The organism is Klebsiella michiganensis (assembly GCA_000963575.1).
Taxonomy (GTDB): Bacteria; Pseudomonadota; Gammaproteobacteria; order Enterobacterales; family Enterobacteriaceae; genus Cedecea; species Cedecea michiganensis_A.
In genome coordinates this window covers 4,479,564-4,492,096 of sequence record CP011077.1, presented here as the reverse complement: position 1 = coordinate 4,492,096, position 12,533 = coordinate 4,479,564, and the positions used below count along the sequence as shown (strand labels likewise).

Sequence of the window (12,533 nt, the reverse complement as noted above, 5' to 3'; positions counted from 1 at the left end):
AATCGCCGTTATCAGTCATGTGGCTGTTATTGCAGGGGTTATTACTCTCTCCCTGGCAGGGAGAGGTGGGCAGGAAAGTGAAGGATGCACAAGTGGCTGGGCAAAAAAGAAAAGTCCTCTCTCCCTGGCAGGGATAGCGGGCAGGAAAGTTAAGGATGCACAAGTGGCTGGGCAAAAAAGAAAAGTCCTCTCTCTCCCTGGCAGGGATAGGGGGCAGGAAAGTGAAGGATGCACAATTGATTGGGCAGAAAAAGAAAAATCCCCTCTCCCTTGAGGGAGAGGGTCAGGGTGAGGGTGAAATCGCAGAAACTACCGCTTACGTCCCCCCATAATGCTGCCCAGCACGCCGCGAATGATCTGGTTCGTCACCTGCCGGGCCGCGCTCTTCGCCATCGTCTGCACCACGCCATCGCGCTTGCCGCCTCGCGGCCCGGTGCTGCCGAACAGAATATCCTTCAGCCCGCCGAGGATCCCGTCGTCCACCGCCACGCTCTGGCCTTTGGCCGGCGGTGCATCTTGCTGCTCTCCCGCGGCCTGCACGCCTTTTTGTAGCATTTCGTAGGCCGACTCCCGGTCAACCACTGCGTCATACTTGCCGTACAGCGGCGAGTGATTCAGCAGGCCGTTACGCTCGTCGTCCGTCACCGGCCCCATGCGCGAACAAGGGGCGATGACCATCGCACGCTCGACCACCGTCGGGCTGCCTTTGGCATCGAGGAAGGAGATCAGCGCCTCGCCGGTGCCCAGCTCCTGAATAGCCTTTTCGGTATCGAAAGCTGGATTCGCCCGCATGGTTTGCGCCGCCGCTTTCACCGCCTTCTGGTCTTTGGGCGTAAAGGCGCGAAGCGCGTGCTGAACGCGGTTACCGAGCTGGCCGAGTACAATGTCGGGCACATCGGCAGGGTTTTGCGTCACGAAGTACACGCCCACGCCCTTGGAACGGATCAGGCGGATCACCTGCTCGATTTTATCCAGCAGAACCTGTGGGGCGTCGTTAAACAGCAGGTGCGCTTCGTCAAAGAAGAACACCAGCTTTGGCTGGTCGAGATCGCCCGCTTCAGGGAGCTGCTCGTAAAGCTCGGACAGCATCCACAGCAAGCTGGCGGCATACAGCTTCGGCATCTGGTAGAGCTTTTCCGCCGACAGGATGTTGATGATCCCTTTCCCGTTTGAGTCGGTGCGCATCCAGTCTTTGATATCCAACATCGGCTCGCCGAAGAAATACTCCGCGCCCTGCTGCTCAAGGGAAAGCAGCCCGCGCTGAATGGCCCCGATGGAAGCGCCGCTGATATTGCCGTACTGCGTCTGGAAGGATTTGGCGTTGTCGCCAATGTACTGGGTCAGGGCGCGCAGGTCTTTAAAGTCCAGCAGCGGCAGGCCCTGGTCGTCAGAAATGCGGAAAATGATTTGCAGCACGCCGCTTTGCACGTCGTTCAGGTTCAGCAGGCGCGCCAGCAGCAAAGGCCCGAGGTCGCACACGGTGGCGCGCACCGGGTGACCTTTCTCCCCGAAGATATCCCACAGCACTACCGGGTTGCCGTGCGGCGACCAGTCCGTCACGCCGATATTGGCAAGCCTTGCGAGGAGCTTCTCAGACTCGGCACCTTCCTCGGCAACGCCGGTTAAATCTCCCTTCACGTCGGCCATAAACACCGGCACGCCTATCTCTGAGAATGACTCCGCCAGCTTCTGCAGCGTAACGGTTTTGCCCGTCCCGGTTGCGCCGGTAATTAACCCGTGGCGGTTCGCCATATTGGGCAGAATATGCAGTTCAGTCTCTTTGGTTCTGGCAATTAGCAGTGGTTCAGTCATGAGCGTTTCCCTGTGGCAACATTTGTCTAAAGCATAGCCTTCCGCACGAATTGAGCATCAGGATCTTCCCATGTTTACCCCAAAGGACTATGCTTGGCAGATCTCTTACACAACCAGGGAAAGCTATGTCCAGATTCTTTTATAACGATCGCCAGCAGTTGGTTAACGATGCCATCGAAGGCGTCATGGTCAGTTCCCGCTACCGCAATCTTGTGCGGCTGGATATCGATCCGGCCATCCGGGTGGTGGCCCGCAGCGACTGGGACAAAAGCAAAGTGGCGATCATTTCCGGCGGCGGCTCCGGCCACGAACCGGCACACGTTGGCTTTGTCGGCAAAGGGATGCTGACCGCGGCGGTGTGCGGCGACCTGTTTGCCTCGCCCAGCGTGGACGCGGTGCTGAACGCCATTGTCGGCGTCACCGGCGATCGAGGCTGCCTGCTGATCGTCAAAAATTACACCGGCGACAGGCTGAACTTCGGCCTGGCCGCAGAAAAAGCCAAAAAACACGGCCTGAAGGTCGAGATGGTGATCGTCGGGGACGACATCTCGCTGCCGGATAACAAACAGCCGCGCGGCATCGCCGGCACGGCGCTGGTGCACAAAATTGCGGGCTATGCCGCAGAGCAGGGCAAATCTCTGGGCGACGTGCGGGACATCGCGCAAAAAGCCTGCGACAGCATTGCCAGCATGGGCGTGGCGATGCAAACCTGCAACCTGCCGGGCAGCGATGAAGAAGAAGGGCGTATTAAAGGCGGCCACGTCGAGCTTGGGCTGGGCATTCACGGCGAGCCGGGCGCCAGTACGGTGAGTACGCAAAACAGTAAAGAAGTGATTGCCACGCTGGTTAAGCACCTGCGCAAAGCGACGGGCAAAGAGAGCGACCTGGCGGTGCTGATCAACAACCTCGGCGGCGTTTCCTCGCTGGAAATGGCGCTGCTGACCAAAGAGCTGATGCATTCGGATCTCGGCCCGCAGATCAAATATCTGTTAGGCCCCGCGCCGCTGGTCAGCGCTCTCGATATGAAAGGTTTCTCGCTCTCCACTATTAAGCTGAGCCCGGACTTTATTCAGGCGCTGGAAGCAGACGTGGAAACCGCGGGCTGGCAGCCGATGGTGAAATACCACCCGATGCCGGAGCAGAAACAGGCGGTCATCCGTGAAGACCACACGGTAAAACCTTCTGCCAATGACGAGGTGAAAGCCCTGGTGGCAAGCGTGACCCAAACGCTGATCGCCCAGGAAAACCACCTCAACGCGCTGGACGCCAAAGTGGGCGACGGTGACACCGGTTCGACCTTTGCCGAAGGTGCGCGCGACATTGCGAACCTGAACGACACAGGCAAGCTGCCGCTGAACGACGCCGCCGCGCTGCTGGGGCTGGTGGGCGAACGGCTGGCAACGGTGATGGGTGGCTCCAGCGGCGTGCTGATGTCGATCTTCTTCACCGCCGCCGGGCAAAAAGTGGGCGAGAAGCAGCCGCTGGCCGAGTCCCTGCTATTTGGCCTGGCGCAGATGAAGCGCTATGGCGGGGCGGACCTGGGGGACAGAACGTTAATCGATGCCCTGCAGCCGGCGCTGGAGGCGCTGAGAGATAAAGACCTGAAGGCCGCCGCAAAAGCAGCAGAGCAGGGCGCAGATGACACGGCGAAGATGCAAAAGGCCAACGCCGGGCGTTCGTCCTATGTCAACAGCGACAACCTCGACGGCGTGAAAGATCCGGGCGCGGTCGCCGTGGCGGCGGTGTTTGCCGGGCTGGTGAAGTAACTAAAAAGGCTCCCGGTTGGGAGCCTTTTTCACATCAGAAATCCGACTTCAGCACTACGCGGTAACGGGCTTTACCGTCGCGAACGTGCTGGATGGCTTCGTTGATTTTCGACATTGGGTACAGCTCGATCTGCGGCTGAACCTTCGCCCGGCCCGCCAGCTTCATCAGCGAACGCAGCTCGTGCGGGGAACCGGTTGCCGACCCGGAGATACTGCGGTCCCCGGCAATCAGGGTGAAGGCCGGCACCTCGAACGGCTTCATCACCGCGCCAACCGTGTGGAAGTTGCCGCCGTACGCCAGCGCCTTGAAGTACGGCATCCAGTCCAGGTCGACATTGACGGTGTTGATAATCAGATCAAACTGACCCGCCAGGGCGGTTAACTCGGCCGGATCGCGGCTGTTCACCACTTTATCCGCACCCATCGCCAGCACTTCTTCTTTTTTGGCCGGGTTAGAGCTGAACGCTGTCACCTCGCAGCCCATAGCGTGCAGCAGCTTGATGGCGATGTGCCCGAGGCCGCCGATGCCTATCACGCCCACGCGGCTGGTGGCGGTGATGTGGTGCATCAGCAGCGGTTTAAACACCGTGATGCCGCCGCACAGCAGCGGCCCGGCGGACGCGATATCAATGGAGTCCGGCAGCGGGATAACCCATTGCCAGTCTGCACGGATTTTATCGGCGAAGCCGCCGCGATTCATAATGGTTGCGGTGCTGCCTTGCTGGCAGTTGATCTGGCTGCCGCTGATACAGGCGTCGCAGTGGCCGCAGCTTCTCGCCGTCCAGCCGATGCCCACGCGTTGGCCAACTTTCAGCCCCTTATTCTTTGCCGACGATCCCAGCGCATGGACACGGCCAATCACCTCATGCCCGGCGACCAGCGGATACTGGGAAAACCCCCATTCGTTGTCGATCATTGACAGATCCGAATGGCAGATACCGCAGTACTCGACCTGCACCTCGACATCCTCCGGCAGCAAATCACCCGCGTCGAAATCCTGAAGCTCCAGCTCCGCACCGGCTTTTGGCGCGGCATAACTTTTGATGACAGACATCGCTCTTCCTCCGTATTGGCTCTGCAACCAGTTTAGAACATTGCGCGGAGGAGGCCTGGGGGCTTGATACTCGGTGGCGGGAAAATAGCCGGTTTATCGCCAAAATGCCCTGGGCCGTTTTCCCCCGTGATGACTGCTGTTTAGCAAATATTTCCAGAGGGTTACTGGGCGTAGTGTGGGTTTTGCGAATTCGCAACGCAACGTTTACCCAACTACAGGAGTATCCACTATGGATTCACAATTTATTGGTTCTGTAATCAATGCCTTGCCGCTGGAGCATATGATCGGCGGCCCGCTGCAGGCGATGATCAAAGCGCAGGTTCAGGCCAGCAAGGCCTACGCCGACTTCTTGCTGTCGGTCTGTATTAAAGACGGTAAAGCGCAGTCCGTGCAGTTCGATTACGACGAAACCATCGTCGATGATAAGGGGGTCATCCAGGGCGTGGTGAAAAAGACCATGAGCATCCCGCTGATGGCCGCTATTTCTCACCCTAACATCAGCATCGAAGAAGGGACTATCGACTTCGAGCTGGAAGTCTCTCAGAGCGAATCCAGCAACAGTAAAACTGAAGCGGATGCCTCCCTTGAAGCCTCCGTTGGCTGGGGGCCGTTCAGCGTCAAAGTTACCGGGCGTGTTTCCCATAAGTCTGAACAAACCCGCTCCACGGATACCCGCGCCAAATACAGTATCCATACCCAGGTTAAGCGCCAGCCACCACCGGAAGCATTGATGCGTGTTATCGACTTCCTGACCGACGCGGCGACGAAGCCTGCCGTTCTCCCGGCTGAAGCGAAAAAGCTGGAATCCAAAAACCTCGACCAGTACCCGGAAACGCCAACGAAAGCTGCCGATCCGGCACCGGCCGGCGGGGGTAATGCCCCGGCTAACCCTTAAACCTACCTTGAGGCTGCTTTGCAGCCTCATTTAACACGGAGCGCACTATGTCGATGAAAGATTGGCTGCGGGGGAATAAGGATAAAAGAGAGGACGCCGAGGATTCAGCCGGAAATATACCCCAGCCGGAGGAGAGTGATTCGCCAGCCGCGGATTCATCTGATGAGTCGGGGCAAACCACACCGCCTGATGGCGAACCGCCAGCAACGCCACCAGCCGGTGGCGGGGGAAATTCGGGAGGGATGCCGATTACCCTGGCAGATATTACTCGAGGAATGCAATACGCGGCTTCATCCGCAAACCAGCTTATTGCCCGTCAGTATATGCAGGCCCTGGAACCGTTCTTTGAGCACGGTGAAGAGGGGCAACTCATCCCGAAAGTCATCGAGATGAAGCTCGACGAGCAGCATCACTTTCATTTGCCGCTGGTGGCTCTGGCGACCCCCCGTGGGCTGATGCTGGAAAAAATGAAGGTATTTCTGACGGTGCGCACCGATGCCGTTGAACAGCATGCTGAATCAGGCACGCCATCCGATGCCGTTAGCAAATTCCACGTCAGCATGTCTCCGTCCAGTCGTGACGGGAGCCGCCGGGATAGCGGTCATGTGGACGTTGAAATGCAGTTCACCGTTCTGGAACCACCGGAAAGCGTGATGCGCCTGATAGACGAATACACCAATCAGGTGCTGCCGAAACTCACCGAGAGGACTGAAAACAATGGCTAATCAACCAACAGTAACCGGCCAGGCCGGCGTGGATTTAATTAAATCTTTCGAAGGCTTACGCCTGGCGAAGTACAAAGACGCCGTCGGCAAATGGACGATTGGATACGGTCACCTGATCCTGGCGACTGAAAATTACGATCGTCCGCTGACGGAACAAGAGGCGGAAAACTTGCTGCGGTCTGACCTTGCGCTGACGGAACGTGGTGTCTATCGCCAGGTCAGCATGGCGCTGAATCAGAATCAATTTGATGCCCTGGTTGCCTTTGCATTCAACGTCGGCCTGGGAAACCTGCAAAATTCGACCCTGTTACGCCTTCTTAATCAGGGCAATTACAGCGCAGCGGCGGACGAGTTTCTTCGCTGGAACAAGGCCGGTGGGAATGTGCTGGCCGGCCTGACACGCCGTCGCGAAGCTGAACGTAAGCTGTTTCTTTCCCTTTAATACCTCAAAGGAACAAACAATGAAAAATCTTATTCGTGGCTTGCTGAGTGTCAGCCTGGCGATAAGTTTTATGGCATCTACTGCCCAGGCCGCTTTGCAAAAATGCGAGGTGGTGGTCGATAGCGCCAATAAAGCCCTGGAAGAACAGGGGCAGCCGAAAGTCAGGGATGTCAAAACGCTGGTCGAACTGCTTCGCCATCTCAATGAGCGGCCTAATTTGCCGCCTCGTTTTGTGACGCGGGACAAAGCCATTAAGGAGGGATGGAGCGGCAAAGAGCAGGACAGTATCTGGGCAGACTGGACGCGCAACAAAACCGTGTTGGGTGGTGACCTGTATACGGGAACGCTGCCTGCCAAAGGGCCCTGGTACAGTGCCGATCTCGACAGCGAAAGGGGGTTGCCATCCCGGCGCCACCTCTTCTTTAACCCGGACAGCAAGGGGCGTTACCTTTCTACCAACAATAACGCCAGCGTTGTGGCGCTTCCACCCTGCGACTAATTTCTTCCCGGCCTCAGTGTTCGCTGAGGCCATCTGCTGATGAGGTGTGTATGGAGATGATTAATCTTCAGGCAATTATCAGCCAGTGTCTTGCCGCACTTGCGGGTTTATTTGGCGGCCTTAGCGTCTCTTTTTTCTGGCAGCCGAAAAAGCTACATCAGCATGGGCGCTTGATGGCTGGAATCATTATTGGGGCGATCAGCGTGAGCATGACCATTACCCTTGGCAGGTTAATCACCCGCTGGCTCGGGATGAACTTCAGCGACAGTGATATTGCTATGGGCATGGGATATGTCATCGGCGCGATAAGCGTCGGCCTGATTGCATGGCTGGCTAACTTTTTTAACCGCCGGGAGGGGCGTGACATTCTTGAAGTTGCCGGAGAACTGAAGCGGGCGGCACGCAATATGTCCGATAACGTTTCGCCTCCTCAGGCATCCACTAAACCGGATACGGAGGAGTGAGTGATGGGCATGAAATTGCTGCTAAGTGCTGAGATTTTATTGAATATCATTATTGCTCTAATTATTTATGTCAGCGCATTAAATGGGCGAGCTTTGGCGCTTCCACTATGGTGTCGAATTGGGCTGCTTATTATGGCGCTGGGGTTGTTGATCCAGTGCGGTATTAATTTTAGCTGGGTGATTTTTAATGTTGCAATAATTAGACAGAAATTCCCATTCTGGATTTTACAGGATATCGGTATGGCCATCGTGGCACTTTATTACTATCTGCAAGTGTCGAGGGATAAAAAGTAGCTATTCCGGGTGGCAAGTCTGCTGCCCGGAATGTTTACCCAGGCCATTTGTCTCTCTTTATACGCCAATTGCCAAATATTTTAACCTGCCGATAAAACTTACTTTGAACCTGCGAATTCGCTTCATTCAACTTAATCGCAGGAGAATAGTATGTTTAATAAAACTCGTTATTGCCGCGTTGTTAAATCATTATCCTTTACTTCTGGCCTGGCTATTTCGTTATTTATTAGCTCAGCCGGAGCATGGGCGGCGAATACCGGACTTGCCTGTACGCTCCCGGCGGGGAATTTTACCGCGGCTAACTGGGTAAGTGCTCAGAAAACAGCGGCAACCAATAACAGCCACCTTGTTGAATGCCATATTGGTAAAGATACCACCTGGTTACAGCAGCGCACGGTGCAAAAACAAGGCAACTGCACGAAACAAGCGACGGCCTCAAGCTGGTCTGACGCGAGCGCAATGTGGCAATCTGTTGGGGCTGATATTAAGACATTCTGTGAGAAGACTGATGTTCCCTCCGGTGAGACCCGCTATGTTATCAAAACTGACATGAAAGGTTCCGGGGCGAAGGTTGGGGAGGTTTACAGCAAGACAAAAGGAAGCGCTGATATTGATGACACGCAGGGTGCCGTGACGGTGCTTGAACGCTACGGCAGCAATAATCAGTGGTATATCCTGACGGGCTATCCGGTTCTTAAATAAAAAAAAGCACCCTGTACCGCAGTATGGGGTGCTTTAACACATTGAATTAAAATGTTTATTATTCTTCGGTGTAAAGCATGGCTGCCTGAGTACGATTAGAGACGTTCAGGCGCCTAAAAATAGACTCCAGATGCGCCTTCACCGTACCCGCACTGATATTAAGCTGGCGGCTGATCTGTTTATTCGATTCTCCCGCCGCAAGCAGTTTCAGTATTTCTTTTTGCCTGTCGCTAAGCAGCGTGCTGGCGTCTCCACTCTCATTCAGGCTGTGGAGGCTTTCATGGGGGAAGCAAAGCATGCCCATCGCGGCTGTTTGCAAGGTTTGTGCTATGGTGGCTGGAGGAGAATCCCGCCGGATTGCCGCCACGGCGTGATGCCGAAGAAACTGCCGCAATTGTGCCGGCTGGTATTTATTGACCAGCATAACGACCGGTACAGAAGGTAATTTCTCGGCGAGTTCATCGAGGAGTTTTAACCCATCATTTTTATTTCCATCACCATCCAGGAGTATTAATGATGCGGGGAATTGGCCTAAACTTAGATAAATGTCTTGCTGGTTGAAAATACCATGAATTTTTATTTCTGGAATGAATGGTTTGAGTGCGGATGTCATGCCTTCAATAAATATTGATTGCCTGTCGATCATCAGAATATGCATTGTTGTTTTTCTCCACAGAGGTGCAGCTATTGAGTTTATTTTTATGAAGAGTATTCAATGCGTGGATCATAATGATAGAGGCTATTTACCATAGGGCTTTTGACCTATGGTAAATATTGGATAATCAAAGGTTTGGTTTTTTATTTAAGAAATATAATATATTCAAGGTGTGTGCGTTAAAATGTATTTTTCGTTAGATTTATAAAATTTAATCCAGGATTAATCTCGAATTAAAGATGAAGGTAAATTATCCGCCTCGTATTTAAACGTGGTTCTCGGTGCCGAACAGAAATGATCTTCAGCCACCTCTCATTGTTTTTGAGTCGGGGAGGCACTGGTTACCCGTGCCCCGTTGGCTAAAGCGTTACCCAGCCACCGCCCTGTTCCGCCGAAGCATAGAGCGCGGCGACGATCTGCTGCACCACATAACCCTGTTCGGCATCGGCCACCATGGCCGCCTCGCCCTGAACGTGGCGAACAAAACTTTCCATGGCGCGGAAATGGCGACGGTCGTCGGCGGCCTCCCGGCGGCGGAGCGTTTCCAGCTTGCCGTCACGGTCGTGGTAAATATGGGCCGGGAACAGCGTGGCACCGGCGCGTTCGCCGCAGAACTCGACGTTCATTTGCGAGGTGTCTTCCACGTTGAGGATAAAGGAGGTGTCCAGGCGCAGAATACCGCCGCCTTCGAACTCGACCACGCCGAACAGCGCGTCTTCCACCGTGTAAAGCGCCGGATCCCACTCGCCGAACTGACCGCTGTTTTTGCTGTTGCCCAGCCTGCGGAAGCTGTGGGCCATCACCCGCGTCACTGTGGGGAAGCCGAGCACATAAAGCGCGGCGTCCAGCATATGAATGCCGAGATCGATCAGCGGGCCGCCGCCCTGGGAATCCTTGCTGATGAAATTCCCCCACGACGGCACGCCGCTGCGGCGCAGCGCTTTGGCCGTGGTGACATAGACATCCCCCAGAGTACCAGCCTGAACCTGCTCGCGCAGCAGGGCGCTGTCCAGCGCAAAGCGATGGTGGAAATTGTAGGCCAGCACCCGATTGGCCTTCTTCGCCGCCCGCCGCATCTCGTCCGCCTGCACCACCGTCATCGCCGGAGGATTTTCGCACAGAACATGGCAACCCGCCTCCAGCGCCTGCATGACGTGCTCGTAGTGCAGACTATTAGGCGAACAAACGCTGACGATCTCCGGCTTCGCCTCACGTAGCATTTGCCCGACATCGTCATACGCCGCCGGGATGCCGAGCTTAGCCGCAAACGCCCGGGTACGCGCCAGGTCGCGCCCGCAGGCCGCCACTAAAGCCAGAGAAGGAATAGTCGCATAGTAAGCCGCGTGTACGTTCTCCGCGATTTGCCCCGGCCCGATGATGGCGACCCGCATGGGGGGAGTGAGGTTTGGGTTGGGCATGGGGGCTCCGTTGAGTGGCCAGGCTGAGAACGAATCTCATCGCAAACGAGCGGGAATGTAAACCGTTGAGTTGTTCATAGTAGGGGCTCGGAGGAAAAGGACAGACCGCTGAAAAATTCAGCACTTAACGCCACTTACGCACAGCGCCGCTTGCAAGGCCGCCAGCGACAGGTATAATCCACAACGTTTCCGCATACCCCTTCAGTGCCGAAGTGGCGAAATCGGTAGACGCAGTTGATTCAAAATCAACCGTAGAGATACGTGCCGGTTCGAGTCCGGCCTTCGGCACCATCGGAACATCAATAGACGTCAACGGACGTCTTTTTTTGTGCCTGAAATCCAGTATCCGCAAGGCTTTCCGCCAAATTTCATTCAACAGATGTCAACTGCGTCTATCCACATCAAGTCGCTTGTGAGTATAGAACCGAGTATATATGCTGGTTCGATAATGATTATATACTCACAGCGGTACATGGAAGGAAACCGTTATGGCTCTTACAGATATCAAAGTACGTACAGCAAAACCCGATACAAAGGAGTACTCGCTTGCTGATGGCGACGGTATGTCGTTGTTGGTACATCCTAATGGGTCCAAGTACTGGCGCTTTCGTTTTCGCTTTGGTGGAAAGCAGCACCTGATGGCATTTGGTGTTTATCCTGAAACTTCTTTAGCCGATGCTCGTCAGAAGAGAGAAGAGGCGAGAAGGTTAGTTGCTGCCGGTATTGATCCCCGTGAACATAAACGCGCAGTGAAAGAAGAGCAGGCAAAAGAAGTTATCACTTTTGAATTTGTTGCCAGAGATTGGCATGCCAGCAATCAAAAGTGGTCAGAGTCCCACAGTGGGCGTGTCCTTAAAAGCCTGGAAGATAATCTGTTCGATGCGATTGGTAAGCGGAATATCGCTGAGTTAAAAACCAGAGATTTACTTATTCCTATCAAAGCCGTAGAGATGTCTGGACGTCTTGAGGTGGCTGCGCGTTTACAGCAACGAACAACAGCAATTATGCGTTTTGCCGTGCAGAGCGGTTTAATTGACTACAATCCTGCACAAGAGATCGCTGGAGCAGTTGCCACAGCTAAACGACAGCATCGTGCTGCACTAGAACTTAACCGCATTCCTGAACTACTCCATCGTATCGACACATATACTGGCAGACCACTAACACGCTTAGCTGTGGAGCTGACGTTGTTGGTCTTCATTCGCTCTAGTGAATTACGTTTTGCTCGCTGGTCAGAAGTTGATTTTGATACTGCCATGTGGACGATTCCGGGTGAGCGTGAACCGCTGGAAGGTGTAAAGCATTCACATAGAGGTTCAAAGATGCGGACTCCACATCTTGTGCCTTTATCCCGGCAAGCTCTCGACATACTGGAAAAGATCAAAAGCATGAATGGCAATCGTGAGCTGATCTTCGTTGGCGATCATGATCCACGTAAACCGATGAGTGAAAACACGGTGAACAAGGCGCTGCGGGTTATGGGGTTCGATACGAAAGTTGAAGTCTGCGGGCATGGTTTTAGGACGATGGCGTGTAGTTCGCTGATTGAGTCGGGTTTGTGGTCGAAGGATGCAGTAGAGAGACAGATGAGTCACCAGGAACGTAACTCTGTGCGTGCGGCTTATATTCATAAGGCCGAGCATTTGGGAGAGCGCAGGTTGATGCTGCAATGGTGGGCGGATTATCTGGATATGAACCGGGAGAAGGGGGTTAGTCCGTTTGATTTTGCAAAGCTTAGTCAGTGATCGACCATGCCTTCTTCTGCATTGTATACATCGTTCTATAAATGCAAGGAGTCACTCGGCTG

13 protein-coding genes and 1 tRNA gene are annotated in these 12,533 nt (G+C 54.6%); 10 read left to right on the top strand and 4 right to left on the bottom strand.

Going from position 1 to position 12,533, the window contains the following annotated elements:
- Positions 1-309 precede the first annotated feature (309 nt).
- Positions 310-1,812, bottom strand: a complete 1,503-nt coding sequence (locus VW41_20800; protein AJZ91282.1) for a hypothetical protein — start codon at positions 1,810-1,812, stop codon at positions 310-312.
- A gap of 125 nt (positions 1,813-1,937) precedes the next feature.
- On the opposite strand from VW41_20800, the gene VW41_20795 reads away from it, so the two are divergent.
- On the top strand, positions 1,938-3,578 hold the full coding sequence (locus tag VW41_20795) for a dihydroxyacetone kinase (GenBank protein AJZ91281.1): 1,641 nt from the start codon (positions 1,938-1,940) through the stop codon (positions 3,576-3,578).
- 34 nt (positions 3,579-3,612) lie between these two features.
- Here the strand turns inward: VW41_20795 and VW41_20790 are convergent, their stop codons facing one another.
- Complete coding sequence (locus tag VW41_20790) at positions 3,613-4,632, bottom strand: alcohol dehydrogenase (GenBank protein ID AJZ91280.1); 1,020 nt, start codon at positions 4,630-4,632, stop codon at positions 3,613-3,615.
- 229 nt (positions 4,633-4,861) lie between these two features.
- Here VW41_20790 and VW41_20785 point away from each other — a divergent pair, with 229 nt between their 5' ends.
- The 7 genes from VW41_20785 to VW41_20755 all read left to right on the top strand — a co-directional run bounded on the left by VW41_20785 (position 4,862) and on the right by VW41_20755 (position 8,653).
- Positions 4,862-5,527 carry a hypothetical protein gene (locus VW41_20785; GenBank protein ID AJZ91279.1) on the top strand — a complete coding sequence of 222 codons (666 nt, stop codon included), beginning with the start codon at positions 4,862-4,864 and terminating at the stop codon, positions 5,525-5,527.
- Positions 5,528-5,574: 47 nt separating this feature from the next.
- Complete coding sequence (locus tag VW41_20780; protein ID AJZ91278.1) at positions 5,575-6,252, top strand: hypothetical protein; 678 nt, start codon at positions 5,575-5,577, stop codon at positions 6,250-6,252.
- Positions 6,245-6,694, top strand: a complete 450-nt coding sequence (locus VW41_20775; protein ID AJZ91277.1) for a muraminidase — start codon at positions 6,245-6,247, stop codon at positions 6,692-6,694. Before VW41_20780 ends, VW41_20775 begins: the two co-directional genes overlap by 8 nt.
- A gap of 70 nt (positions 6,695-6,764) precedes the next feature.
- Entirely contained in the window at positions 6,765-7,193 is a 429-nt protein-coding gene (locus VW41_20770) for a hypothetical protein (GenBank protein AJZ92038.1), read from the top strand.
- 50 nt (positions 7,194-7,243) lie between these two features.
- Positions 7,244-7,657, top strand: coding sequence for a hypothetical protein (locus VW41_20765; GenBank protein AJZ91276.1), 414 nt, complete (start codon positions 7,244-7,246; stop codon positions 7,655-7,657).
- Positions 7,658-7,660: 3 nt separating this feature from the next.
- Positions 7,661-7,951 (top strand): hypothetical protein, encoded by a 291-nt coding sequence (locus VW41_20760; protein AJZ91275.1) that lies wholly within the window; start codon positions 7,661-7,663, stop codon positions 7,949-7,951.
- A 150-nt stretch (positions 7,952-8,101) separates the two neighbouring features.
- Entirely contained in the window at positions 8,102-8,653 is a 552-nt protein-coding gene (locus VW41_20755) for a hypothetical protein (protein ID AJZ91274.1), read from the top strand.
- 58 nt (positions 8,654-8,711) lie between these two features.
- Here VW41_20755 and VW41_20750 read toward each other — a convergent pair whose 3' ends face one another.
- Positions 8,712-9,311 (bottom strand): transcriptional regulator, encoded by a 600-nt coding sequence (locus tag VW41_20750; GenBank protein AJZ91273.1) that lies wholly within the window; start codon positions 9,309-9,311, stop codon positions 8,712-8,714.
- A gap of 356 nt (positions 9,312-9,667) precedes the next feature.
- Positions 9,668-10,726, bottom strand: coding sequence for an oxidoreductase (locus VW41_20745; protein ID AJZ91272.1), 1,059 nt, complete (start codon positions 10,724-10,726; stop codon positions 9,668-9,670).
- A 206-nt stretch (positions 10,727-10,932) separates the two neighbouring features.
- On the opposite strand from VW41_20745, the gene VW41_20740 reads away from it, so the two are divergent.
- Both VW41_20740 and VW41_20735 read left to right on the top strand, forming a co-directional pair.
- A tRNA-Leu gene (locus VW41_20740) sits at positions 10,933-11,017 on the top strand.
- Positions 11,018-11,214: 197 nt separating this feature from the next.
- On the top strand, positions 11,215-12,471 hold the full coding sequence (locus VW41_20735) for an integrase (protein AJZ91271.1): 1,257 nt from the start codon (positions 11,215-11,217) through the stop codon (positions 12,469-12,471).
- The last annotated feature ends 62 nt before the right edge of the window (positions 12,472-12,533 follow it).